The sequence below is a fragment of the Streptomyces sp. NPDC020917 genome (assembly GCF_044333795.1).
Taxonomy (GTDB): Bacteria; Actinomycetota; Actinomycetes; order Streptomycetales; family Streptomycetaceae; genus Actinacidiphila.
Window position 1 is genome coordinate 358,763 of sequence record NZ_JBIRRR010000001.1, and the last position, 24,214, is coordinate 382,976.

The window sequence follows — 24,214 nt, forward strand, 5'->3', positions numbered from 1 at the left end:
TTCGGGCTCGGGGGGCGTGGCGGGGGAGGGGACGCCGGTCATGGGCGGGGCTTGCGGCGGCGGGCCTGCCAGACGGCGGCTCCGCCGACGACGGCGACCGCGGCGATGCCCGCGTAGAGGCCGGCGGACGGGCCGCCGTGGTGGGAGGACGGGCCCGCTGCGGTGGTGGAGCTGCCGGAGGTGGCCGCGGCGGTGGCGGAAGTGGTGGAGCCGTCCGTGGGGGCCTTGCCGCCGGACACCGTCTCGCCGCAGCCGGAGCGCGGGTAGCCGGCGATGGCGCACAGGATGCCGGAGGAGTCGTAGCGCAGGGGGCGGGCGACGGCCGCCACGGCGTCGGCGGAGGAGGCGTCGGCGGGTATGCGGGCGCACGCGGTGCGCGGGGCCGGCGGGGTCTCGCCGCCGGGGGCGTCCGCGGCCGTGCCCGGGTCGATCACCAGGGCCACCCGCTTGCTGCCCTTGGCGGCCGGCGTGCCCGCGCAGATCGTCGCGAAGTCGGCGGCACCGCGCGGCTGCAGGGCCGTGGCGGCGGCGTCGCGGCTCACCGCGAACCGCCAGCCCTCGACGTCGCCGTCGGCGGGCGTGTGCATGGCCGGGCCGGTCTGCGCGTACGTCCAAGTGCCCCCGGAACGCAGCCAGTAGGACCAGTAGCGGTACCCGGTGGCCTGCGCGGGCGCGGCGGCCGCCAGCAGCACGGCGAACGCGGCGGCCGTCGCCGCCGCGAGCACCGCGGCCGGGGTGCGCCGCCGCATCAGCCCTGCCGCCGCTTGCGCGAGCTGAGCAGGATGCCGAAGCCGATGCTGGCGACGAAGATGACGCCGACGATCAGCCAGGTGCCCAGCGACGAGCCGCTGCTGGACTTCTTGTGCTGCTCCTGCGTGGCCGTCGGCGTAGGGCTCGGCTTCGCCGACTCAGGCGCGGGCCCGAGGTTGGTGAGCTGCTGGACCAGGTTCGCGCCGCCGGCGCTCTTCGGGTCGGCGCCGGTCGCCTCGGCGGCGAGGATCAGCTGGGCGAGGGCGGCGGGGTTTCCGTGCGCCCAGGTCGCGGAGTTGGCGGCCAGCCAGGTGTACGCGGACGTGGCCGCGCTCCGCTGGCCGCCGGCCGCCAGCGCCACCACCGCGTCTGCGGTGGTGCCGTAGTCGGGGGTCGGCTTGTCCGCGCCGGGGGTGAGCGCGGTCAGGTGCCCGCCGCCCGCGGTGAGCTGCGCGGCCAGCCACGCCGCGCCCGCCAGGCCGGACGCCTTGGGGGCCAGCACGGTGTACGGGTCCGCGCCGGTCGCCGCACCCGTGCACGCGGGGGCGTCCGCGGTCACGTCGGAGCCGGCCGGGCGGACCACGAAGCCGGCGCCCTGCGACGCGCGCACCGCGTCCGCCGTCGCCTTGGCGTTGACCGCCTTCTTGCCGTTCATCGGGTACGTGAACGCGCCGCGGTCGGCGGCCTTGGCGGCGCAGCCGGACTGGAAGCCGCGCAGCGCGTCGTAGGGGCTCTTGCCGCCGGCGGTCCTGACGTCCTGCGGTGCGGTGCCGGTGGCGGCGAACGCGCCGAGCACGACCGCGGTGGAGTCCGGGTCGGACGGTCCGCCGGGGTTGTACGACCAGCCGCCGTCGGCGTTCTGCACCTTCTTCAGCCACGCGGTGGCCTTGCCGACGGCCGCGTCCTGGCCGCCGAGCGCGGTCAGCGCCTGGACGGCGATGCCGGTGGCGTTGGTGTCCTCCGCCTTTGGCGCGCACGGGGTCGCGGTGTTCGCGCGGTACGACGGGAAGCCGCCGTCCGCGCACTGCTGGCCGGTCAGCCACCCGGTGGCGGACGCGGCCGGGACCACGCCGGCGGTGTGCAGGGCGAGCAGCGCGTAGGACTGCCGCCACACGCCGTCGTACGTCGGGTCGCCGGACCCGTACAGCCCGGTCGGGGGCGCGGCGGCGAGCGCCGCGGGCGCCGTCAGTGCGGTGAGGGCGGTGGCGGCGGCCAGGACGGTCGCGGCGCGGCGGCGCAGGGGCATGGGGGTGCAGACCTTTCCGGGGACGGGGAGGGCCTCACCATAACGTGCGGGACGCGCCGGCCCTCAGGCGCGGGGCGTCCTGGGCCCGCCCGTACCGACCTTGATGACCTGCAGGAAGCGGGCCAGGTCCTGGCGGGTCGTGGTGAGGACCACCGTCGGGTCGTCGCTCTCCCTGAGGAGAACCGCGCCCCCGCTTGCGGTCAGCTCGACGCACTCGCCCTGCTCCTGCGAGTACGTGGACTTCTGCCAAATCAGGGGCGCGGTCATGGCCAGTGCCTTTCAGAGGTCTCGGGAGATGCTGTGGATGAGGTCGCGGGACCGGGAGCGGTCGAGGGCCACCGCGGCGAGGGTGTCGTACAGGACCCGGTAGTTGGCCAGGTGCGGAGCGGCGTGCAGGAAGCTGATGCCGTGCGCGGAGTCGATCTGGACGGTGTCCAGGGCCCGCACCGTGCCGCTCGCGTAGAGCATGGCGTGCCCGGAGCCGATGTGGCCGTCGGCGGCGAACGGGATGACCCGGACGCTGACGTGCGGCAGGTGGCTCAGCTCCTGGATGTGCTCCAGCTGGGCGCGCGCCACCTTGCCGCCGCCGAACCGCATGCGCAGCGCGGCCTCGTGGACCAGGGCCTCGTACGGGGGCGCGGCGTCCCGGTAGAGCACGCCGGAGCGTTCCAGGCGCTGTGCCACCCGGGCCTCCAGCTCGTTCTCCGGCAGCGGCGGGATGGCGTAGCCGAAGACGGTCCTGGTGTAGTCCTCGGTCTGGAAGACCCCGGGGATGTGCGTGATCTGTATGGTCCGCAGATGGACCGCGTGGTGCTCCAGTTCGGCGACGTCGAGCAGGGCGGCGGGGACCACGCCCCGGTAGGCCTCCCACCACCCCTTGCGACCCTGCCCGTTGGCCATCGTGACCAGGGCGTCGATGAGGTCGGTGTCCCCGCACTCGTAGAAGGCGGCGAGACGCCTTAAACGCTCCTCGCTGACACCGAGGCGGCCCGCCTCGATGTGACTCACCTTCGCCGGGTCGGTGCCGAGCAGCCGCGCGGTGTCCCGTGCGGTGATCCCGGCGGCCTCCCGCATTTTCCGCAGCTCCGCACCGAGGCGCTCCTGGCGGGCGGTTGCGGTGCTTCTGAGCGGCATGGTGTCCCTTCTTGATGCTGTTCATGAGTGTGCCGTTCCGCATCCGCGGGGTCCAGATCGTTTCTGGAAATTTCGGAGACAAGGTTGCAGTGGTGCATTATTGCCCCATAACGGATCCCCGCCTGTGCGTTGTGACACAGTCAACTCCCTTGCACAGTAAGGGTGTTGAGCGGGTCCGACAGCCACGGGTGCAGGGCGTGCGAGATGGGGCGCACGGGTACGGGTGAGCGCTGGTGTGCAGGATGAGACGGCCGGAAGTGATCACGGCCATGGCGGCCCGTTCGGTTCCGGACCGGGGCGGACGCGTTCCGCGGGCGCCGCGAGCGGGCTCCGGTTCGCCGCCGGCGGGGGTCCGGGCGGGGGGTTCGGCGGGGCCGCTGGGTCAGGCGGGGTGGTCGAGCAGCCCGCACGCGGTGCGGATGTCCTCGGTGACCTGGGCGACGGTGGCCCGGCCCGACAGCCAGGTGACCAGTGCCGCGTGCCAGGTGTGCTCGATCACCCGGACGACCGACTCGCGGCCCGGTCCCGGAGCCGCGTCGGGCCCCATCGCGTCGACGATGATCGTGGTCGTCAGCCGCGAGACGGTGTCGACCTCGGCGCTCACCGAGCGGTCGGCGAAGATCAGCGCGCGGACCATCGCGTCGGCCAGCAGCGGTTCGCGCTGCAGCGCCCGGAAGGCCCGCAGCAGGGTCTCCGCGACCCGCTCCGAGGGCGCGGTCGCGGCCGGCGGGCGCTTGCGCAGCGCCTCGTGCAGCTGGCCGAGCTGGTCCTCCATCGTGGCCACCAGCAGGTGGATCTTCGACGGGAAGTAGCGGTACAGGGTGCCCAGCGCCACCTCGGAGGACTCGGCGACCTCGCGCATCTGCACCGCGTCGAACCCGCCGCCGCAGGCGAGCCGGGTGCTGGCGTCCAGGATCCGGCGGCGGCGGGCCTCCTGCCGCTCGGTCAGCGGAAGGGGGGACGGCTTGGGGTCCGTGCTCATGTGTCCCATCGCCTGCCGTCCGTCCGCTGTCGTTCGCCGTCGCTCACCGTCGTGCACCCGCTGTGGGCGCGCGTCGCGCGGCCGGCCGCCGCGCGCCCCCCGGCCTGCCCGTGCGTGCATGATGGCAGGCGGGCGCCGTGGTGGGGATCACCCGGTGCGCGGCACCCCCGGGCTGCGCGGCCGGGTAGATTCGCCTTCTGTACCCTCGAGTCTGAAACTTGTTCTAGATTAGCGCGACCGGTTACGCTCCGGCTCAATCGCAGGGAGAAGGGGGCCGGAGTGACCTCTCAGGCCAGGCCGCTACGGATCGCGCTGCTCACCTACAAGGGCAACCCCTTCTGCGGCGGCCAGGGCGTGTACGTCCGCCACCTGTCCCGGGAGCTCGCCGCGCTCGGCCACCGCGTCGAGGTGATCGGCGCACAGCCCTACCCCGTGCTGGACGCGGTCGGCGAGGGCGTCACCCTGACCGAGTTGCCCAGCCTGGACCTCTACCGCCAGCCGGACCCGTTCCGCACCCCCGCGCGCGGGGAGTACCGCGACTGGATCGACGCGCTGGAGGTCGGCACGATGTGGACCGGCGGCTTCCCCGAGCCGCTGACCTTCAGCCTGCGGGCCCGCCGCCATCTGGCCGCCCGCCGCGGCGACTTCGACGTGGTCCACGACAACCAGACGCTCGGCTACGGCCTGCTCGGCCTCGGCCTGCCGCTGGTCACCACCATCCACCACCCGATCACCGTGGACCGCCGGCTGGACCTGGCCGCCGCGCAGGACTGGCGCCGCCGGGCGTCGGTCCGCCGCTGGTACGGCTTCACCCGCATGCAGAAGCGGGTCGCCCGCCGGCTGCCGTCGGTGCTCACCGTCTCCGGCTCCTCCAAGGCCGAGATCGTCGAGGACCTCGGCGTGCGGCCCGAACGCGTCCACACCGTGCCGATCGGCGCCGACGCCCGGCTGTTCGCGCCCGACCCCGCGGTTCCCGAGGTGCCCGGCCGGATCGTCACCACCTCCAGCGCCGACGTGCCGCTCAAGGGCCTGGTCTTCCTCGTCGAGGCGCTGGCCAAGCTGCGCGCCCAGCGACCCGAGGCGCACCTGGTGGTCGTCGGCAAGCGCCCGGAGAAGGGGCCGGTCGCCCGGGCCATCGAGGACTTCGGGCTCGCGGACGCCGTCGACTTCGTCAAGGGCATCTCCGACGAGGAACTGGTCGACCTGCTGCGCAGCGCCGAGGTGGCCTGCGTCCCGTCGCTGTACGAGGGCTTCTCGCTGCCCGCCGCCGAGGCCATGGCGACCGGCACCGCCCTGGTCGCCACCACCGGCGGCGCGATCCCGGAGGTCGCCGGGCCGGACGGCGAGACCTGCCTGGCGGTCCCGCCGGGCGACGCGGGAGCGCTGGCGCTGGCCCTCGACCGCGTCCTGGCCGAGCCCGGCCTGCGCCGCCGCCTCGCGGCCGCGGGCCGCGCCCGGGTCCTCGCCCGGTTCACCTGGGCCCGCGCGGCCGCGGCGACCGCGGACCTCTACCACGAGGCCATCGAGGCCCAGGACGCGCGCCACCAGGGACGCAGGGCGCCCCGCGACACGCCCGGACACGGCCGTCCCGGCGCCGCCCTCCCGCAGGAGCTGTCCGTTCCCTCCCCGGAACCCCGGCTGGAAGGCGCCCCCAGGACCGCCGGCCGGGGGCCGGTCGCGCACGCGGGGAGCACCCCCGGGCGCGGCTCCGGGGGATCCCTCACCGGGAAGCTCGCGCCCGAGCGCACCGGCACGGCCACGGGGACCCTCACCGAAACGCCCGAGGCGGACCGCGGCCCGCACAGGCTGAGCCAGACCGCCAACCCGCCCGGAACGGGGAACAGCTGATGTTGACCGTGGACTTCACCCGCTTCCCGCTCGCCGCAGGCGACCGGGTGCTGGACCTCGGCTGCGGTGCCGGCCGGCACGCCTTCGAGTGCTACCGGCGCGGCGCGCACGTCGTCGCGCTCGACCGCAACGGCGAGGTGATCCGCGAGGTCGCCCGGTGGTTCGCCGCGATGAAGGAGGCGGGGGAGGCGCCCGAGGGCTCCTCGGCCGTCGCCATGGAGGGCGACGCGCTCCACCTGCCCTTCCCCGACGAGAGCTTCGACGTCGTCATCATCTCCGAGGTGATGGAGCACATCCCCGACGACAAGGGCGTGCTCGCCGAGATGGTCCGGGTGCTGCGGCCCGGCGGCCGGATCGCGGTGACCGTGCCCCGCTTCGGCCCGGAGAAGATCTGCTGGGCACTGTCCGACGCCTACCACGAGGTCGAGGGCGGCCACATCCGCATCTACAAGGCCGACGAACTCCTGGAGCGGATGCGCGAGGCGGGCCTGAAGCCCTACGGCACGCACCACGCCCACGGCCTGCACGCGCCCTACTGGTGGATCAAGTGCGCGGTCGGCGTGGACAACGACTCCGCGCTGCCGGTGAAGCTGTACCACAAGCTGCTGGTCTGGGACATCATGAAGAAGCCGCTGGCGACCCGGGTCGCCGAGCAGGCCCTCAACCCGCTGATCGGCAAGAGCTTCGTGGCGTACGCGACCAAGCCCCATCTGCCGCGCGTGGCGGGGGTCGACGGGCCGGCCGCGGACGCCGCCGCGTGACCGCTGCCGGCCGCGGGCAGGGCAGCACCGAACGGCTCGTCCTGCCCGGCGTGCTCACCGCCGAGCAGGCCGCCGAGACCGCGGCGGGCATCGCCGCGATCCAGCGCAGCGACGGCGCCATCCCCTGGTTCACCGGCCACCACCTCGACCCGTGGGACCACATCGAGGCCGCGATGGCGCTGGACGCGGCGGGCGAGCACGACCGGGCCGGGGCCGCCTACGCCTGGCTGGCCCGGCACCAGAACCCCGACGGATCCTGGTACGCCGCCTACCAGGACGGCGACCCGCACCACCCCACCGACCTGGCCCGCGAGTCCAACTTCTGCGCCTACGTGGCGGTCGGCGTCTGGCACCACTACCTGTCCACCGGCGACGACGCGTTCATCGAGCGGATGTGGACCTGCGTGCGCGCCGCCGTGGAGTTCGTGCTCGCCCTGCAGCAGCCCGGCGGGCAGATCGGCTGGAAGCGCGAGGCCGACGGCAGCCCGGTGGCCGACGCGCTGCTGACCGGCTGCGCGTCGGTGCACCAGGCGCTGCGCTGCGCGCTCGCCATCGCCGAGCACCGCGAAGAGCCTCAGCCGGACTGGGAGTTGGCCACCGGCGCGCTGGGCCACGCGATCCGCCGGCACCCCGAGCGGTTCCTCGACAAGAGCCGCTACTCGATGGACTGGTACTACCCGGTGCTGTCCGGGACGCTGCGCGGCCCGCGGGCCGACGCGCGCATCGAGGAGGGCTGGGAGCGCTTCGTGGTGCCCGGCCTGGGCGTGCGCTGCGTGGTGCCCAACCCGTGGGTGACCGGCGGGGAGAGCGCGGAACTCGCCCTGGCGCTGTGGGCGGTGGGCCAGTCCGACCGCGCGGTGCGGATCCTCGCCGACATCCAGCACCTGCGGGCCGACGACGGCCTGTACTGGACCGGGTACGTCTTCGACGACGACGCCGTCTGGCCGGTCGAGCGCACCGCGTGGACCGCGGGGGCGCTGCTGCTGGCGGTGGCCGCACTCGGGGGGGACGAGGCGACCACCGCGGTCTTCGGGGCCGAGCGGCTGCCGGCCGGGCTGGCGCCGGCCTGCTGCGGCCCCCGGCCCGCGGTCTGATCCCGGGCGGAGGCCGCTGCCGGCCGGCCGGGGGTCAGGCGTTGATGCGGCGGGCGACCAGATGGGCGACGCCCGAGTAGATCACCGCGGGCAGGCCGTAGTTGAGCACGGTGCGCCACTTGGCGTTGTCCGGTGTGAACAGGTCCCTCGACCACCCCGCGAGCCAGTCGGCCGCATGGTGGACGCCCCTGACGAGGTCGTTCGCCCGGTTGGCGTCCAGGACGAAGAACAGGATCCACAGGATCAGGATCAGTGCAGCGATGTCTGCGGCGAGGAGGATGATCGCCGCGGCGGGGTTGCCGCCATATCGTCTGGCCATGCCAAACGCCTTGCCCGGCTAGGGTGGTTGAAACTTCTTTCGAATCCTCCGGGCCGCGCCGCACGGCGGGCCCGGGCCGCACACACCGGAGTTCGCCTGCCCATGCCACCACTGGACCACGAGCGGTACTGCGCCGCGATCGCCACCGAGACGACCCTGCTGCGCGCGACGCTGCGCGGCGCCGACCTCGACCGGCAGGTGCCCACCTGCCCGGACTGGACACTGCGTCAGCTCGCCGTGCACGTCGGCCAGGCGCACCGCTGGGCCGGCGAGATGGTGCGCGCCCGCGCGGTCGACGAGCTCACCGAGGACGACGAGCACATCCCCGGCTTCACCCCGCGGCCCGGCGACGACGTCCTCGACGGCTGGCTCGCCGAGGGCGCCGAGGTCCTGGTCGCGGCGTTGCGCGAGGCCGGGCCCGAGCAGCCGGTGTGGACCTGGCACGGGCCGCACCGTGCCGCGTTCTGGGCGCGGCGCATGGCGGTGGAGACCTTGGTGCACCGCGCCGACGCGGCCCTGGGTGCCGAGCGCCCCTACACCGCGGACGCGGACCTCGCCGCCGACGGGCTCGACGAGTGGCTGGACCTGGTCACCGACCCCGAGCAGGTCGCGGGGGACCCGGAGCTGCACGAACTGCTCGGCACCGGCCAGACGCTCCACCTGCACGCCACCGACGTGCCGGGCGCCGAGTGGCTGATCGTGCGCGGGCCCGAGCGCATCGAGGTGCGCCGCGACCACGCCAAGGCCGACGTCGCCCTGCGGGCCTCGCTCACCGACCTGCTGCTGGCCTTCCAGCGCCGCCTCCCGCTCGACAGCGAGCGCCTGGAGATCCTCGGCGACCGCGCCCTGCTCGACCACTGGCTGGAGCGCACCCGCTTCGGCACCCCCGAGGAGGACGAGGAGGAGCCGCCCGCGGCCGGCTGATCCGCGCACCCGGGCCGCGCATCCGGGCCGCGCCCCCTGCCGGGCCGCAGGGCCCCCACAGCGCGCCGCACGGGGTGCGCCACCCTGCCGCAGGGGCGCTGACCTGCGGTGATCACGTCGAATGGCGAGAGGGGGCCACCCGGGTGATTCTTGTGGGACGCGCCGAGAACCCGGAGGTGGGACGTGACCACCGGAATCCCGATCCGCAGAGCCTGCGTGGTCCTGCTGCTCGCCGTCGCGCTGCTGGTGGTGCCGGTCTCCGCCGGGCATGCCGCGTCCGCGCCGTCGGCGGCCTCCCCGAGCCCGAGTCCCACCAGCACGGCGGAGAAGCAGAAGCTCGCCAAGACCCGCTTCGTCCTCAACGCGGGCCTCGCGGCGGGCGCCACCTACCAGTGGATCGTCAAGCCCGCGAAGGCGGGGAAGTTCAAGAAGGGCGCGTCCGGCCGCAAGCTCACCTTCGTCAAGGCCGGCCTCGCGGGGGCGTTCGCCTACAACCGGCTCAAGGCCGCGTCCGACAACGCCAAGGGCGACCCGACGCTGAGCAGGATGATGGCCCCGGTCACCGCGGGCATCGCCTCGCTCAAGGCACTGCCGTCCAAGCTCCGCGGCGGTGACAACGTCGATGCGGCGGTGAGCAGTTACGACGACGTGATCAACAAGGTCAAGGACGCCGGCAAGAACGCCGGCGCCGACGTCACGGACAAGGTCCCCTCCCTCTCCGACCTCAAGTCCGGTGCGAACAGCACGGGTTGAGCCCGACGCACGCTGCCCGGGCGGCTCCCGGAACGGCCGACGGCCGGTGCTGCCTCGCCGAGGGGCGGGGCGGCACCGGCCGTCGGCCGTGCTTGCGCGCGGGATCAGCCGCGCTGGATGCCGCTGCTGTCCTGCAGGACGCCGCGACGGCCGTCCTGGGTCTGGGCGATGAGCGACTGGCCGCGCTGCTCCACGGCCAGGTACCAGGTACCCGGGGTGAGTTCGGCGATCTGGCCGCCGGCGCCGTCCTCGGAGTACAGCGGACGCGGCACCGGAACCGCGAACCAGAACGCGGTGAAGTCCGCCGCGGGGGCCGCGGGGGCCGCCTGCTGCGGGGCGCCGCCGCCGAACGGCGCGGCCTGGTGGCCGCCCTGGGCGTACGCCGGGTCGACGGACTGCGCGCCGCCGGGGTAGCCGTAGCCGGCCTGCGGCGGGGTGACGCCGTAGGGCTGGCCCTGCGGGCCCGCACCGTAGGGCTGCTGCGCCGGCTTGGGGGCGCCCATCAGCGGGGCCTGCAGCGCCGGCAGCCGGTCGGCGAGCACGGCCGCGGCCGCCATCGCGAGCCCGAAGATCAGCGTCAGCCAAGCCCCCGCGCCCTTGCTGACACCCGAGTTCGCGTCGCCCTGGCCGACGTCCGGAACGGCGTTCGAGAACGCCGACCACAGCGCCGCCCAGCCGACGATGACCGCCAGCGCGGTGCTCCACTGCTGGAGCGACAGACCGACGATCTTCTTCTCGGCGGGCTGGTTGCGGGCCACGAACGCGGCCGCGGCCGACGCCAGGGCACCGAGGGTCACGACCGGCAGCAGCGGGAACAGGGCCGGGCTCCACGAGCTGACCGACTTGTCGGTGTGGTCGATGGAGAAGAACGGCAGGAACGAGGCGATCAGAAGCAGCACCGCTGCTCCGATCACCGCGCCGTCTCCTCGGGTCAGGGAGCGGATGTTCACGTCAGGTCCTGTCCTTTGTCAGTTCGGTTCGTTCGTATCGGACGTTGTTCAGGCACCGGGCGGTTCCAAAACGGTGCCCCATGCTACGGGTCAGCCCCGTCCTCCTGCGGCCTGCTCGACGAACGCGGTCAGGCCGTCGGCGATGCCCTGGGCAGCGTGCTGCCGCCACGAAGGGTCCGTCAACGCTTTCGCGTCGTGGGCATTGCGCATGTTTCCGCACTCGATGAACACCTTCGGCACCCGGGACAGGTTGAGCCCGCCCAGATCGCTGCGGACCGTCAACCCGGTACCGCCGCCGAGGTAGTCGGCGTAGTGCTCACCGGTCGCCGCGGCGAACTTCGACCGCAGCGTGGTCGCCAGGCGGTACGAAGGGGCCGCGATCGCACGGGTGTCGGCGATGCCCGCGGCCAGCGACTTGGGCGCGATCACGTGGAAGCCGGAGCCGGTGGCCGGGCCGCCGTCGGCGTGGATGGACAGGGCCGCGTCGGCGTGCGCCGCGTTGCCGATCCTGGCCCGCTCGTCCACGCACGGCCCGTACGCGCGGTCGCCGTCGTAGGTGAGCACGACCTTGGCGCCGCGCGCCTCCAGGAGGGCCCGCACCCGGTGGGCCACGTCCATGGTGTAGGTCGCCTCGGGGTAACCGGCGTTGGTCTCCGTCCCCGTGGTGTCGCACTCCTTGCGGGCGTTGCCGACGTCCACGAGGCGGTTGATCTCGGCGGTGTGCCGTGCGTTGCCCGGGTTGTGGCCCGGGTCGAGCACGATCACCTTGCCCTTGAGCGGAAGCCGTGCGGCGGCGGACGGCGCGGGGCGCGACGTCACCGCGGCGCCGCTGGGCGGAAGGTGCCGGCCGGGCGTCGAGGACGCCGAGGACGGCGAGGAACCGGAGGGGCCGGGGGACGCGCTGGTGCTCGGCGTCCCCGTCAGACCGGGCAGCGACGCGGCGTCGCCGTCACCGCTGGAGCCGCGTATCCAGTCGAAGCCCGCCAGGCCGGCCACGCACACCGCCACGGCCACGGCGACCGCGACGAGCAGCGGTCTGCCCCGGCCGCCCCCGCGTGACTCGTTGCTGAACACGCCCGCGACTCTAGCGGCCCCGCACGCCGCCTCGCACGGCCCGGGTCCGGTTCGTCCCGGTGCGCGACCCGACCGCTACCGTGCGAGGTCGCCCGGTTCGCGCCGCAGCACCCGCAGCGAGCCGGTGACCGACTGCTCGCTGAACACCCCGGAGGCCAGCGCCCGCCGGTAGACGCGGTACGGCGCCTGCCCGCCGTCGGCGGGGTCCGGGAACACGTCGTGGACGACCAGCAGCCCGCCCTCGGCGATCAGCGGCGCCCAGCCCTCGTAGTCGGCGTTCGCGTGCTCGTCGGTGTGCCCGCCGTCGATGAACACCAGGGCGAGCGGCTGCCGCCACAGCCGCGCGACCTGCGGGGACCGGCCGACGACCGCGACGACGTGCTCCTCGAGACCGGCCGCGTGCAGGGTCCTGCGGAACTCCGGCAGGGTGTCCATCCGGCCGGTGACCGGGTCGACCAGCGAGGCGTCGTGGTACTCCCAGCCCGGCTGCTGCTCCTCGCTGCCCCGGTGGTGGTCGACGGTGACGACGACCGTGCCCGCGCTCCGCGCCGCGTCCGCCAGCAGGATGGTGGAGCGGCCGCAGTACGTGCCGACCTCCAGCAGCGGCAGCCCGGGGACGGCCGGACCCGCCGTGGCCTCCTTGGCCGCGGCGTGCAGCGCCAGACCCTCGTCGAGCGGCATGAACCCCTTGGCGGCCTCGAACGCCGCGAGCACGTCGGTCATGGCCCCACCCTAGGGTCAGGGTCCGGCCCGGCCGGACCCAGGTCGTAGGTCGAAATCCCGATGCCCGGACGGCGCCGGCACGGCAGCATGGGCCGCATGACTGGACTCGTCGGGCAGCGCGAACGGACCGGCCTCGGGGGCAGGACCGGCCCGCCGGCCTGGGCGGTGCTGCTCGTGGTGTGCGCCGGCCAGTTCCTCGTCGTCCTCGACGTCTCCGTGGTCAACGTGGCCCTGCCGTCGATGCGCACCGCCCTCGGCCTCGGGCAGACCGGGCAGCAGTGGGTGGTCAACGCCTACGCGCTGACCTTCGCCGGGTTCATGCTGCTCGGCGGGCGCGCGGCCGACCTGTTCGGGCGCAAGCGGATCTTCCTCACCGGGCTGGCCCTGTTCACCGCGGCGAGCCTGGCCGGCGGGCTGGCCCGCGACCCGTGGATGCTCATCACCGCACGCGCCGTGCAGGGACTGGGCTCCGCGGTGCTGGCGCCCACCACGCTGTCCATCCTCACCACCTCCTTCCCCGAGGGCGCCGAGCGGACCCGGGCGATCGGCACCTGGACCGCGGTCGGCGCGGGCGGCGGCGCCGCCGGCGGCCTGGTCGGCGGGCTGCTCACCGACTACCTGTCGTGGCGCTGGGTGCTGCTGGTGAACGTGCCGGTCGGCGCGCTGGTGCTGGCCGGGGCCTTCCTGTGGATCACCGAGAGCCGCGGGGCCGCCGGCCGGCGGCTGGACGTGCCCGGCGCGGTGCTGGTGACCGGCGGCGTCGCCGCCCTGGCCTACGGCATCGCCGAGAGCGAGTCGCACGGCTGGACGTCGGTGGACTCCGCGCTGCCGCTCGCCGCCGGCGCCGCGCTGCTCGCCGCCTTCGTCACCGTCGAGGCCCGCACCGCCCAGCCCCTCATGCCGCTGCGGCTGTTCCGGATCCGCTCGGTGTCCGCGGGCAACGCCGTGCTGCTGGCCGGCGGTGCCGCGATGTTCTCCACCTGGTACTTCCTCTCCCTCTACATGCAGAACGTGCTGCACTACTCGCCGGTGCGGACCGGCGTGGCCTTCCTGCCGCACACCGCGGCCATCGTCGTCGGCTCCAAGCTCGCGCCACGGCTGATGAGCCTGGTCGACGCGCGGCTGGTCAGCGCGGCGGGCGGCGCGATGGCCGCGGGCGGCCTCGCCTGGCAGAGCCACCTGGGCGTGCACAGCGGCTACCTGGCCACGATCGCGCTGCCCGGCGCGCTGACCATGCTGGGCGCGGGCCTGCTGATGACCCCGGTCGCCGCGGCCGCCACCTCCGGCGTGGCGATGGGCGAGCAGGGCCTGGTGTCCGGACTCCTGAACACCTCACGGCAGTTGGGCGGCGCGCTGGGCCTGACGATCCTGGCCACCGCCGCGGTCGACCGCACCCGCTCGCGCGCTTCCGGCGGCGACTCGGCGGCCCAGGCGCTCACCTCCGGCTACGGACTGGCCTTCGCCCTCGGGGCCGTGTTCCTCGCGGCCGCCGCGGTCCTGGTCGCGCTGCTGCCCGCTCCCGCGCCCAAGCCGGCGTCCGCACCCGCGCGTTAGGGGCGGCGCCGGGCTGGACGGCTGCCGTGCGGGACGGGTGCCGTGCGGGGCTGGTCACCGCGCCGGGCCGTTCACCGGGCTGGACCGGCTCCCGGCACCGGACCACCCACCTGCGGGCGCGCGCTACAGCCAGCCGTTCTGCCGCGCTGCGCGCACCGCCTCCATGCGGTTGCGGGTCGACGTCTTGCCGATCGCCGACGACAGGTAGTTGCGGACGGTGGACTCCGACAGGAAGAGCCGGGTCGCGATGTCCGCGACGGTCGCCCCGTCGGCCGCCGCGTTCAGCACGTCCTGCTCGCGCGCGGTCAGCGGGCTCGGGCCGGCGCTCAGCGCCGCCGCGGCCAGCGCGGGGTCGATCACCCGCTCGCCCCGCAGCACCTTGCGGATCGCCACCGCCAGTTCCTCGACCGGCCCGTCCTTCACCAGGAACCCGGCGGCGCCCGCCTCCATCGCCCGCCGCAGGTAGCCGGGCCGGCCGAACGTCGTCAGGATCAGCACCCGGCACGCCGGCAGCCGCTCCCGCAGCTCCGCGGCCGCGTCCAGCCCGCTGCGGCCCGGCAGTTCGATGTCCAGCAGCGCGATGTCCGGGCGCACCGCGAGCGCCTCGGCGACGATCCGGTCGCCCGCCGCGACCTGGGCCACCACCTCGATGTCGTCCTCGAGACCGAGCAGCAGGGCCAGCGCGCCGCGCATCATCCCCTGGTCCTCCGCCAGCAGCACGCGGATGCGCCCCTGCGCGGCCCCCTCACCCGCCGCTGCCCTTTCGCCGTGCGCCGCGCCCTCGTCCCGCTCGGCCCGCGCCGTCCCGGACGAGGTCGAGCGGGGTCCGGACTCCTCGGCGTCGGTCATGGCCACAGCGTAACCACCACCCTCTCCCCGCGCGGCCGCCTCTCGTGCCTCACCGGGCCGCCTCGTCCTCGACGGGAAGGACGGCCGTGACGCGGAAGCCCCCGCCCTGTGCGGGGCCGTGGGTCAGGCTGCCGCCGGCCGCGGCCAGGCGTTCGGTGAGACCCCGCAGGCCCGTACCGACCCGGGTGCGCACCGCGGTGCCGCCGGCGGCCGCGCGCCGGGCGGCCGCGGCGGGCGAGCCGTTGTCGGAGATCTCCAGATGGGCCCGGCCGTCGCTGGTGCGCAGCTCGATCGTGGTCCTGGTGGCACCGCTGTGCCGGACCACGTTGGTGACGCCCTCGCGGACCACCCAGCCCAGCAGCGCCTCGGTGTGCGGGGGCAGCGGCGGGCCCGACTCCTTGACCACGACCTCGACGTCCGCGGCGGCCAGCGCCGATCGGGCCCGGTCCAGCTCCGTCGACAGACTGCCCTCCCGGTAGCCGGTGACCGCCTCGCGGATCTCGGTCAGCGCCTGCCGCCCGACGCCCTCGATGTCGGCGACCTGCACCAGCGCCGCGTCCATGTTGCGCGGCGCCAGCCGGCGGGCCGCCTCGGCCTTCACCACGATCACCGACAGGGTGTGCCCGAGCAGGTCGTGCAGGTCGCGGGAGAACCGCAGCCGCTCCTGCGCCACGGCCGACCGCGCCAGCTCCTGCCGGGTCTCCCGCAACTGCTTCACCGCGTGGAACAACGTGATGATCACCGACACCACCAGCCCGGACAGGAACGTGCCGTAGGCCAGGCTCGTGGTGCCCCAGAAGCCCTCATGGTGCAGCGACGCCGTCACCCCGGCCGTCGCGCTCAACGGCATCAGCATCAGGCCCAGTTGGCGGCGGTTGCGGGACACGCTGCCCACGCACAGCGAGACCAGGACGAACAGGAGCACGAAGTTCCCGCCGTAGACCAGCGCCAGCGGCAGCATGACCGCGGCCAGCGCGGCCAGCAGCCGGAACGGGACCGGCCCGGTACGCCACCGGTCGTGGAAGGCGGTGCGGATGGTGGCCATGTACAGCACGCAGAACACCACGAGGCCGCTGCCGGCCACCCACGGGTGCGCGACGTCCCCCTTGAGGATGTCGGCGGCCGGGCCGATCACCATCAGCAGCCACGGGACCAGCGCCCCGCCGTCCGGCCCCTTGATGTGCTCGATCTCCTCGTCGAAGGACCGTTCCTTCCACCACCAGTCCCTGCGGCGGCACGCCTCGTCGTCCTTCAGCAGCATCGCGGTCGTCCCCGTCCCCGTCGGATGCTCCGCCGTCCGGTACGGCGCAGCCGTCGGCGCCGGCGAGGTGCTCCGGGCATGCGGCCACGCCATCACGCGGTGCGCGCCCCCCGCCGGTACGCCAGCACAGCGTAACCGGCGAACAGCAGCAGCCAACCCCCCAGGACGGCCATCGTTCCCAGGCCGGGACCGCGGTGGTCCAGCACGCTCCACCCCAGGTCACCGAAGCGGCGGGTGGGCGTCCACCGGGAGACGGCGGCCAGCCAGCGGGGGAAGGCGTCCACCGGGATCCACAGCCCGCCGATCACGGACAGTCCCATCATCGAGGCCATGCTCGCCACCCCGGTGGTCTGCGGGGTCAGGCCGTAGCCGTTGCCCAGACCGAGCAGGGTGAACGGGATCGTGCCGAGCCACAGCAGGCCGCCGGTCGCCGCCCACTGCCAGGCGTCGAGCCGCACCCCGTTGACGGCGGCGCCCGCGCCGAGCACCGCGACCAGCGCGGGCAGCACGGTCACCGACGCGGTCAGCGCCCGGCCCGCCACCACCTGCAGCGGGGTCAGCGGCGTGACCCGCAACTGCCGCAGCCAGCCGCGGCCCTTGTCGTCGGCGACACCGGTGCCGATGCCCAGCGACGCGCCCAGCGCACCGTAGGCGGCCATGCCGACCATCGCGTGCCGCGCGTAGTCCGCCTGGTCGGCGGCGTTGTCATTGACCCCGAGGTTCGTGAAGAGCAGGTACATCGCGAGCGGCATCGCGACCGAGGTGATGACGTAGCCCGCGTCCCGCAGCGTGCGGCGCACCTCCAGCCGGACGTAGGGGAGGAGAGGCGCCAGGGAGGCTCGGGGCGCCGGTACGGCGCGCGTGGGAAGCGGCAGCGGTTCCGACGGTTCCAGCGGTGCCAGAGGGCGGTTCATCGCACGGTCTCCTTCGTGTGGCGCCTGCTCGACGATGCCGCGGGGCCGGGATGTGACGGGGGGCCGGACCGGGCGGTGAGGGAGAGGAACGCGTCCTCCAGGCTGGCCGGCGCCACCTCCAGGCGGCGCACCCGGCCGGCCGCGGCGAGCGCGAGCACGGTCGCGTCGGAGTCGCCGGTCCGCAGCAGGGCACGGTCGCCGTGCACCTCCACGCCGGTCACGCCCGGCAGCGCGCGCAGGCCCTCGGTGCCCCGGCCCTGGAGGTCGAACGACACCAGCGTCCCCCCGACCGCCTGCCTGATCAGGTCGCCCGAGCCGTCCGCGACGATCCTGCCCCGGTCGATCACCACGATCCGGTCGGCGTTCTCGTCCGCCTCCTCCAGGTAGTGCGTGGAGAACAGCACGGTGTTGCCGCGGGCCGCGTAGCCGCGCATCGAGTGCCAGAACGTGCGGCGCGCCGCCACGTCCAGCGCCGCGGTCGGCTCGTCCAGCACGATCAGCCACGGATTGCCCGCCACGGCCAGCGCGAAGCGCAGCCGCTGCGTCTGGCCACCGGACAGCCGGTCCACCCGGCGCCGGCCCAACTCGGCGATACCGGCCAGCTCCAGGGCCTCGTCGGCGGGCATCGGCTGCGGGTACGCGGCGGCGACGAACGCCACCAGCTCGCGCACCGTCACCCGCGGGATCGGATGCCCGTCCTGCAGCATCGCCCCGACCCGCCCGGCCCGCACCGCCAGCGCGGGCGGCCCGCCGAACAACTCCACCTCGCCGACGTCCGGCCGGTCGAGGCCCAGCAGCAGACCGATGGTCGTCGACTTGCCCGCACCATTACGGCCGAGCAGCGCCAGGGTCTCCCCCCGCGCGATCTCCAGGTCCACCCCGGCCACGGCTTCCACCGCACCGAACTTCTTCTGCACCGCCGTGAACCGCACGGCAGGGGACGTATTCGCCATGCCCCGAAGCTAGGTGCGGGGCCAGCGGGCCCGGCAGAGGCGAATGTACGGGGTGGGGGAGGACAAATGTCATCCCTTTTTTTGCCGCGCCCTCGCCTCCGGGCCCTTAGACCCGGTGTCTGCCGGTCGATCGTGCTCGCCCCCCTCGTACCTCGGGGGCCTGCGCGCGTTCTCCCTCTAGACACCGGCGGGCCCTTCGGCTCGGTCGCTACAAAAACGGGTGAGGCAGGACGCTTCGGATGTTCCCCGGGTTCGCTGTCTGGGTGACCCTGGACCAGCTGTCTGGGGTGCCCCATAGGCCCGCACCAATGCTCCCGGTTGCCCCGGTGTAGGCATCGAGCCAAAGGGCCCGCCGGTGTCTAGAGGGAGAACGCGCGCAGTGAGCGACGAAGGAGCGAGCGAGCACGATCGACCGGCAGACACCGGACTTAAGGGCCCGGCGGCGAGAGGCCGGCAAAAAAGGGGCCAGGACGTTCACTTTTCGAGCTACCCGCACCGATCACGTTCAGCCGAATCGTTCACTTTTCGAGCTACCCGCACCGATCACGTCCAGCTGATCCGTTCACCTTGCGAGCTACGCCCGCCCCTCACGTCCAGCCGATCCGTCGCGTACGCCAGACTCCGGCTAACCGCCCTCCGCGGTGCGGCGGTGGCGGCCCGCGGGGGGGCGGGGGGTGTCGGCGCGGGTGGTGTCCTCGGGGGAGGGGTGGCCGCGGTGGCGGCCGGCTGGCTCGGGCGCGTGGTCGGTCGGCTTGGCGTCGGACATGGTGTGTGATCTCCCCGTGGTCCCCGTCGAACTGCGCACCGCTGTGCGCCGGAAGCGCGCAAAAAGGGTGAACCCGGCAGAAGGAGGCGCCAGTTGGCGGCCGTCACGGGCCGAACCCGGGTGCGCGGCTGCTGGTGAGTCTACTGAGGGCACGGGCGCGGCGATCACTGGGGCGTCCCGGCGTGTCGCGGGAAGGCCGAGCGGGCGGCGTGCCGGGCGGGCCGGCGGCGCCGGTGTGACGACCCGCACGACGAGCCCGGCCGGCGTCGTCCGCGGGTCGGAGGGGGAGACCCGCGGCGGGATCGAGTGCGGCAGGCTCATGCCGTGCTCCTCGAGGCCGACGCGGCCAGCGGCGCCTGCTGCAGCGGCAGCACCGCGGCGGACCGCCGCACCGGCTTGGGCCGTCCCGGTTCCCGCACCACGCGCGGCACCACGGCCGCCGGGGCCGCGGGCTCCACCGGCGGCGTGTCGTACCGCATCAACCCGGGCTCGGGCGCGGCGTACGGCAGCCGCAGGTCCGTGCCCGGGAGCCACAGGCCCGCGCCGGACAGCCAGCCGGCCGGTGCCGCGCGCCAGTGCACGCGCCGCTCGCCGGGACGCCACAGCGCCAGCGACTCCGCCCCGCCGGGCGCCTCCGCGCGCAGCGCGACCACCACCGACTCGGGCGACAGGATCTGCCCCGGCTGCGCCGCCACCGGGCCGAACTGCAGGCCCGGCACGCACAGCGCGTCGGGGAACCGCACCGGCCGGGCGCTGCCCAGCACGCCCCAGCCGAGCCGGGACTCGCCGGCCGCGTCGCTGCGGAGCAGGAGCAGGCCGCTGTCCGGCTCGGCCAGCACCAGCCGGTCGTCGCTGTCGTCGGTGAGCTGCAGCAGCGGGCTGACGGTGCCGGTGTGCAGGTCCGCGGCGACTGCCTTGGCCCGGCCGTCCAGCTCGCAGTCGAGCGCCAGCAGCCGTCCCGCGCGGTCCAGCCACACCCCGCCCGTGCACCGGCCCGGCACCGTCATCACCGGTACCGGCGCCGCCTCCCCGGTGCCGAGCACCTGCCACACCGTGCTGGCGCCGCCGGTGCACGCCAGGACGAAGGCGGTGCCGGGAACGGGCGACGGCGGCAGCAGCCGCACCTCGTCGGCGGTCAGCGAACCCAGCGGCAGCTCGCCGGTGGCCGGGCCGGTGGGGGAGAGCAGCACCGCGTCGTAGCGGTCGGCGACCCGGCGCAGCACCAGCACCCGGCCGTCGGGCAGCGGCGCCACCGGCGTTCCGGGCTCCTCCGGCTGCGCACCGGGCAGCGGCACGGAGTACGTCTCGGGACCGCCGAGCGTCCACCGCTCGGCGAACCAGCCGCCGTCCGCCTCGGCGAGGCAGGCCGCGTACGAGCCGTCGCAGGTCAGCGTCATCCCGTTCCTGCGCAGCACCTCACGCGTCGCCGCCGGCTCCCCGGGCCGGTCCGGCCCGCAGGGCCCGCCCGAAGGATCCGCGTCCCCGGTCGGCAGCCCCGCCAGACGGACGGAGCCGGGCCGGGACGCCGAACCCGGCAGGTACGCGGACTCCGGCCGGTCGGCCACCCGCGGCAGGTGCGCGGCCAGGGCGAGCGGCAGACCGGCGGACGTGAGCGCCGGCAGGCCCGTGAGCGGGGTCGGCGGATCCGCGGCCGGGACGGAGGAAACGGAGGAAGAGGAAGCGGCCTCGGCCGCGACGGGGGCCGCACTCCCGTGGCGCTGCGGTTCGGCCCCCGCGGCTCGTTCCCCTCCGGAGGGTGCGTCCTCGCCGTCCCTGTTCTCCGGCTGCGCTTTCTCGGGGCCGGCCGTCCTCGCGGAAGCGGCGGTGCCCTCCTCCGGTACGTACGCGGCCGGAGCGTCCGTGCCCGCGGCACCCGCCCCCTCGGCCGTGGCCGCCGGGCCCTCGCCGGGCAGGGTCGCGGCGTCCGCCCCCGCGGTCTTCGCACTGGCATTCATGGCAGTCGTCCACCTCCGGCACGAGACCGTAGTTTTCGTACTTCCGGACGATCAACGCGAGTGCGGGCGGTTCACACGTAAGGGTGTCGGTTGCGGTGATTCCGCTTCGCTGGAGGGGCGGTTGTGCTGACGTGTGCCGGGTGCGGCGACCCGTTCGCCGTCGTCGCGCGGCCGCGTCGCCGGCAGGTCGCGGCCCCGGCGGGAGCCGGTGCGGGGAGCGGTCCCGCCGTCGTTTCCCGGCGCCCCCGGCAGGCCAGGTAACCTTCCTTCCGTGCCCACTGTCTCCGACGTCATCGCTGCTCTCGACGCCCTGTGGCCCCCGGAGCTCGCCGAGTCCTGGGACGCCGTGGGCCTGGTCTGCGGCGACCCGGCGGCCGAGGTCTCCCGCGTGCTGTTCGCCGTCGACCCGGTGCCCGAGGTCGCCGACGAGGCGGTGCGCATCGGAGCGGACCTGCTCGTCACCCACCACCCCCTCTACCTGCGCGGGACCACGACCGTCGCGCCGGTGGGCCCGGCCGGCTTCAAGGGCCGGGTCGTGCACCGGCTGATCCGCAACGACGTCGCGCTGCTCGTCGCGCACACCAACGCCGACCGCGCCGACCCCGGCGTCTCGGACGCCCTGGCCGCCGCCGTCGACCTGCGGGTGACCGGCCCGCTGGTGCCCGATCCGGCGGACCCCGCGGCACGCCGCGGCCTGGGCCGGATCTGCGAGCTGGACGCCCCGATGACCCTCGCCGAGTTCGCCGCCCGCGCCGCGCACGGCCTGCCGCGCACCGCCGCGGGCCTGCGGGTCGCCGGCGACCCGGACGCGCGGGTGCGCACCGTCGCGGTGTGCGGCGGTTCCGGTGACAGCCTGTTCGCCGAGGTGCGGGCGGCCGGCGTCGACGTCTTCCTCACCGCCGACCTGCGGCACCACCCGGCGTCCGAGGCCCTGCTGGCGGGCCGGCCGGCCCTGGTCGACGCCGCCCACTGGGCCACCGAGTGGCCCTGGTGCGAGCAGGCCGCCGGGCAGCTCGACGAGATCTCCGACCGCCACGGGTGGGCGCTGCGCACCCATGTCTCGCGCACGGTCACCGACCCGTGGACCGTGCACGCGCCGTCTACCTCGCCGGCCGGCCATCCGGCGCCCGACGGCACCCCTTCTCCCGGCGCCTCGCGCGCCCCTTCACCTAGCAGCCCAGGAGCCCCCCGCTGAACGCCGCGCCCGCCGACCAGATCCGGCTTCTCGAAGTCCAGGCCCTCGACTCGCGCATCGCGCAGCTGGACCACAAGCGCAAGAACCTGCCCGAGCACGCCGAGCTGGAGCGGCTCGGCGCCGACCTGGCCCAGCTGCGCGACCTGCTGGTCGCCGCAAGGACCGAGGACGGCGACACCGCCCGCGAGCAGACCAAGGCCGAGCAGGACGTCGACCAGGTGCGGCAGCGTTCCGTCCGCGACCAGCAGCGGCTGGACTCCGGGGTGGTCACCTCCCCGAAGGACCTGGAGAACCTGCAGCGCGAGATCGCCTCGCTCGCCAAGCGGCAGTCCGACCTGGAGGACGTGGTCCTGGAGGTCATGGAGCGCCGCGAGGCCGCGCAGGCCCGCGCCGCCGAACTCGCCGAGCGCGTCGCGTCGGTGGAGGCGAAGGTCGCCGAGGCCGAGCAGCGCAAGTCGGCCGAGCTGGAGGGCATCGACGCGGAGGGCTTCACGGTCGCCAAGGAGCGGGAGTCCCTCGCCGAGGCCGTCCCCGCCGACCTGCTGAAGCTCTACGACAAGCTGCGCGCCCAGCAGGGCGGCGTCGGCGCGGCCCGGCTCTACCAGAAGCGCTGCGAGGGCTGCCGCCTTGAGCTCAACATCACCGAGCTGAACGAGCTGCGCGCCGCGCCCGCCGACACGGTCGTGCGCTGCGAGAACTGCCGCAGGATCCTGGTGCGGACGGCCGATTCGGGCCTGTGAGTCGGTGGCGCACGTGACCTCGCCGGCTGCCGCGCGGGCCGATGCCGTCGACCCGGATCCGGCCCAGGACCCGGACGCGGCCACGGTGCTGATGCTGCTGCGGCACGGCGAGAGCACGCTGACCGCGCAGAAGCGGTTCTCCGGGAGCGGCGGGAGCGATCCCGCGCTCTCGGAGCACGGCCGGTGGCAGGCCGGGCGCGCCGCGGCCGAACTGGCCGTGCGCGGCGGCGTCCAGGACGTCGTCAGCTCGCCGCTCGCCCGCTGCCGGCAGACCGCGCAGGCCGCCGCCGACCGGCTCGGGCTCGGCGTCACCGTCGAACCCGGCCTGCGGGAAACGGACTTCGGCGCGTGGGAGGGGCTCACCTTCGCGGAGATCCGCGAGCGCTACCCGGCCGGGATGGACGCCTGGTTCGCCTCGGCGGACGCCGCGCCGCCCGGCGGGGAGAGCTTCACCGCGGTGGCCGCGCGGGTGGCGGCCGCGCGCGACGCCCTGCTCGACCGGTACCGCGGCCGCACGGTGCTCGTCGTCAGCCATGTCACGCCGATCACCACGCTCGTCCGGCTCGCGCTGGAGGCACCCGCCGAGGCGCTGTTCCGGATGGTGGTCGGACCGGCGTCGCTGTCCGAGGTGGCGTACTACACGGACGGCAACGCGTCCGTGCGGCAGCTCAACTCGACGGCCCACCTCAGGCCGTGATGGCGGCCGCCTTGCGTGCCAGGGCGGTGACCTGGCCCCAGTCACGGTCCTGCAGCGCGGACTTCGGCAGCATCCATGTGCCGCCCACGCAGCCGACGTTGGGCAGTGCCAGGTAGTCGGGCGCGCGGTCGGCGTCGATGCCGCCGGTCGGGCAGAAGCGGGCCTGCGGCAGCGGGGAGGCGAGCGACCGCAGGTACGCGGTGCCGCCGGCCGCCTCGGCCGGGAAGAACTTCATGTCGGTGACGCCGCGTTCGAGCAGGCCCAGCGCTTCGGAGGCGGTGGACACGCCCGGCAGGAACGGCAGCCCCGAGCCGCGCATGGCGTCCAGGAGGCGGTCCGTCCAGCCCGGGCTGACCAGGAATCGCGCGCCGGCCGCCTTCGCCTCGGCCACGTGGTCCGGCGTCAGCAGCGTGCCCGCGCCCACCACGGCGTCCGGCACGGCCTCGGCGATCGTCCGGATCGCCTCCAGGGCCGCGGGGGTCCGCAGCGTCACCTCGATCGCCGTCAGCCCCCCGGCGACCAGCGCTTCCGCCAGCGGCACCGCATCCTCGACGTCCTCCAGGACGACCACCGGCACGACAGCGGGCACCAACCCGAACACGGAACTCATGCGCGCATCCTTACGCCTCCCCGCCACCCCCTGCAACGCCCGTTGCATCCTCCGCAACGCCCCACCCTCCACGCCGGAACCCCACCCACCCTCCACGGGCCGGCGACGATCCCTCGCGGGGCAGGCGGGTTGCCGTGGGGGCGCACCCACGGGCCGTGGGCC

Annotated in this window: 24 protein-coding genes and 1 pseudogene; 9 read left to right on the forward strand and 16 right to left on the reverse strand. The window is 74.8% G+C overall.

Annotation, left to right across the window (positions count from 1 at the left end):
* Positions 1-38 precede the first annotated feature (38 nt).
* The 5 genes from ACH4TG_RS01520 to ACH4TG_RS01540 form a co-directional block, all read right to left on the reverse strand.
* A complete protein-coding gene (locus tag ACH4TG_RS01520; protein WP_398239637.1) occupies positions 39-749 on the reverse strand; it encodes an SCO2322 family protein in 711 nt (236 codons plus the stop codon).
* Positions 749-1,996 (reverse strand): prenyltransferase/squalene oxidase repeat-containing protein, encoded by a 1,248-nt coding sequence (locus tag ACH4TG_RS01525; RefSeq protein ID WP_398239639.1) that lies wholly within the window; start codon positions 1,994-1,996, stop codon positions 749-751. The genes ACH4TG_RS01520 and ACH4TG_RS01525 overlap by 1 nt, the downstream gene beginning before the upstream one ends.
* 63 nt (positions 1,997-2,059) lie before the next feature.
* Positions 2,060-2,263 (reverse strand): DUF397 domain-containing protein, encoded by a 204-nt coding sequence (locus ACH4TG_RS01530; protein ID WP_398239641.1) that lies wholly within the window; start codon positions 2,261-2,263, stop codon positions 2,060-2,062.
* Between the two features lie 12 nt (positions 2,264-2,275).
* Entirely contained in the window at positions 2,276-3,130 is an 855-nt protein-coding gene (locus ACH4TG_RS01535) for a helix-turn-helix domain-containing protein (RefSeq protein WP_398239643.1), read from the reverse strand.
* Positions 3,131-3,512: 382 nt separating this feature from the next.
* Positions 3,513-4,112, reverse strand: coding sequence for a TetR family transcriptional regulator (locus ACH4TG_RS01540; protein ID WP_398239645.1), 600 nt, complete (start codon positions 4,110-4,112; stop codon positions 3,513-3,515).
* Positions 4,113-4,391: 279 nt separating this feature from the next.
* On the opposite strand from ACH4TG_RS01540, the gene ACH4TG_RS01545 reads away from it, so the two are divergent.
* The 3 genes from ACH4TG_RS01545 to ACH4TG_RS01555 are packed head-to-tail and all read left to right on the forward strand — an operon-like array spanning position 4,392 to position 7,815.
* Positions 4,392-5,960 carry a glycosyltransferase family 4 protein gene (locus ACH4TG_RS01545; RefSeq protein WP_398239647.1) on the forward strand — a complete coding sequence of 523 codons (1,569 nt, stop codon included), beginning with the start codon at positions 4,392-4,394 and terminating at the stop codon, positions 5,958-5,960.
* Positions 5,960-6,721, forward strand: a complete 762-nt coding sequence (locus tag ACH4TG_RS01550; RefSeq protein WP_398239649.1) for a class I SAM-dependent methyltransferase — start codon at positions 5,960-5,962, stop codon at positions 6,719-6,721. Before ACH4TG_RS01545 ends, ACH4TG_RS01550 begins: the two co-directional genes overlap by 1 nt.
* On the forward strand, positions 6,718-7,815 hold the full coding sequence (locus ACH4TG_RS01555) for a prenyltransferase (protein ID WP_398239650.1): 1,098 nt from the start codon (positions 6,718-6,720) through the stop codon (positions 7,813-7,815). Before ACH4TG_RS01550 ends, ACH4TG_RS01555 begins: the two co-directional genes overlap by 4 nt.
* Before the next feature lie 34 nt (positions 7,816-7,849).
* Here ACH4TG_RS01555 and ACH4TG_RS01560 read toward each other — a convergent pair whose 3' ends face one another.
* Complete coding sequence (locus ACH4TG_RS01560; protein WP_398239652.1) at positions 7,850-8,134, reverse strand: hypothetical protein; 285 nt, start codon at positions 8,132-8,134, stop codon at positions 7,850-7,852.
* A gap of 102 nt (positions 8,135-8,236) precedes the next feature.
* Between ACH4TG_RS01560 and ACH4TG_RS01565 the strand changes: the two genes are divergently transcribed.
* Both ACH4TG_RS01565 and ACH4TG_RS01570 read left to right on the forward strand, forming a co-directional pair.
* Positions 8,237-9,058, forward strand: a complete 822-nt coding sequence (locus ACH4TG_RS01565) for a maleylpyruvate isomerase N-terminal domain-containing protein (protein ID WP_398239654.1) — start codon at positions 8,237-8,239, stop codon at positions 9,056-9,058.
* Positions 9,059-9,241: 183 nt separating this feature from the next.
* Positions 9,242-9,811 carry a hypothetical protein gene (locus tag ACH4TG_RS01570; RefSeq protein ID WP_398239656.1) on the forward strand — a complete coding sequence of 190 codons (570 nt, stop codon included), beginning with the start codon at positions 9,242-9,244 and terminating at the stop codon, positions 9,809-9,811.
* A 104-nt stretch (positions 9,812-9,915) separates the two neighbouring features.
* Here ACH4TG_RS01570 and ACH4TG_RS01575 read toward each other — a convergent pair whose 3' ends face one another.
* The 3 genes from ACH4TG_RS01575 to ACH4TG_RS01585 all read right to left on the reverse strand — a co-directional run bounded on the left by ACH4TG_RS01575 (position 9,916) and on the right by ACH4TG_RS01585 (position 12,558).
* Entirely contained in the window at positions 9,916-10,761 is an 846-nt protein-coding gene (locus ACH4TG_RS01575; protein ID WP_398239658.1) for a hypothetical protein, read from the reverse strand.
* A gap of 90 nt (positions 10,762-10,851) precedes the next feature.
* A complete protein-coding gene (locus ACH4TG_RS01580) occupies positions 10,852-11,835 on the reverse strand; it encodes an N-acetylmuramoyl-L-alanine amidase (protein ID WP_398239659.1) in 984 nt (327 codons plus the stop codon).
* A 75-nt stretch (positions 11,836-11,910) separates the two neighbouring features.
* Positions 11,911-12,558: a class I SAM-dependent methyltransferase gene (locus tag ACH4TG_RS01585; protein ID WP_398239661.1), complete on the reverse strand. Its 648-nt coding sequence runs from the start codon at positions 12,556-12,558 to the stop codon at positions 11,911-11,913.
* Positions 12,559-12,654: 96 nt separating this feature from the next.
* Between ACH4TG_RS01585 and ACH4TG_RS01590 the strand changes: the two genes are divergently transcribed.
* Complete coding sequence (locus tag ACH4TG_RS01590) at positions 12,655-14,112, forward strand: MFS transporter (protein ID WP_398239663.1); 1,458 nt, start codon at positions 12,655-12,657, stop codon at positions 14,110-14,112.
* A 123-nt stretch (positions 14,113-14,235) separates the two neighbouring features.
* Here the strand turns inward: ACH4TG_RS01590 and ACH4TG_RS01595 are convergent, their stop codons facing one another.
* The 6 genes from ACH4TG_RS01595 to ACH4TG_RS01620 all read right to left on the reverse strand — a co-directional run bounded on the left by ACH4TG_RS01595 (position 14,236) and on the right by ACH4TG_RS01620 (position 20,810).
* Positions 14,236-14,961, reverse strand: a complete 726-nt coding sequence (locus ACH4TG_RS01595; RefSeq protein ID WP_398239665.1) for a response regulator — start codon at positions 14,959-14,961, stop codon at positions 14,236-14,238.
* 49 nt (positions 14,962-15,010) lie between these two features.
* On the reverse strand, positions 15,011-16,222 hold the full coding sequence (locus ACH4TG_RS01600) for a sensor histidine kinase (RefSeq protein ID WP_398239667.1): 1,212 nt from the start codon (positions 16,220-16,222) through the stop codon (positions 15,011-15,013).
* 92 nt (positions 16,223-16,314) lie between these two features.
* The gene (locus tag ACH4TG_RS01605) at positions 16,315-17,136 is read right to left on the reverse strand and encodes an ABC transporter permease (protein WP_398239671.1); all 822 of its coding nucleotides are present in this window, start codon (positions 17,134-17,136) and stop codon (positions 16,315-16,317) included.
* Entirely contained in the window at positions 17,133-18,089 is a 957-nt protein-coding gene (locus ACH4TG_RS01610; RefSeq protein WP_398239673.1) for an ATP-binding cassette domain-containing protein, read from the reverse strand. Before ACH4TG_RS01610 ends, ACH4TG_RS01605 begins: the two co-directional genes overlap by 4 nt.
* A 625-nt stretch (positions 18,090-18,714) precedes the next feature.
* A complete protein-coding gene (locus ACH4TG_RS01615; protein WP_398239675.1) occupies positions 18,715-18,855 on the reverse strand; it encodes a hypothetical protein in 141 nt (46 codons plus the stop codon).
* Between the two features lie 317 nt (positions 18,856-19,172).
* On the reverse strand, positions 19,173-20,810 hold the full coding sequence (locus tag ACH4TG_RS01620) for a hypothetical protein (RefSeq protein WP_398239677.1): 1,638 nt from the start codon (positions 20,808-20,810) through the stop codon (positions 19,173-19,175).
* A gap of 271 nt (positions 20,811-21,081) precedes the next feature.
* On the opposite strand from ACH4TG_RS01620, the gene ACH4TG_RS01625 reads away from it, so the two are divergent.
* The 3 genes and pseudogenes from ACH4TG_RS01625 to ACH4TG_RS01635 all read left to right on the forward strand — a co-directional run.
* On the forward strand, positions 21,082-22,005 hold the full coding sequence (locus ACH4TG_RS01625) for a Nif3-like dinuclear metal center hexameric protein (protein WP_398239679.1): 924 nt from the start codon (positions 21,082-21,084) through the stop codon (positions 22,003-22,005).
* Positions 22,002-22,745, forward strand: coding sequence for a zinc ribbon domain-containing protein (locus ACH4TG_RS01630; RefSeq protein WP_398240446.1), 744 nt, complete (start codon positions 22,002-22,004; stop codon positions 22,743-22,745). The genes ACH4TG_RS01625 and ACH4TG_RS01630 overlap by 4 nt, the downstream gene beginning before the upstream one ends.
* An 88-nt stretch (positions 22,746-22,833) precedes the next feature.
* Positions 22,834-23,442, forward strand: a pseudogene (locus tag ACH4TG_RS01635) (histidine phosphatase family protein); the annotation flags it as partial.
* On the opposite strand, the gene eda reads toward ACH4TG_RS01635, so the two are convergent.
* The gene (gene eda, locus ACH4TG_RS01640; RefSeq protein ID WP_398239681.1) at positions 23,432-24,052 is read right to left on the reverse strand and encodes a bifunctional 4-hydroxy-2-oxoglutarate aldolase/2-dehydro-3-deoxy-phosphogluconate aldolase; all 621 of its coding nucleotides are present in this window, start codon (positions 24,050-24,052) and stop codon (positions 23,432-23,434) included. The pseudogene ACH4TG_RS01635 and the gene eda overlap by 11 nt on opposite strands.
* Positions 24,053-24,214 lie beyond the last annotated feature (162 nt).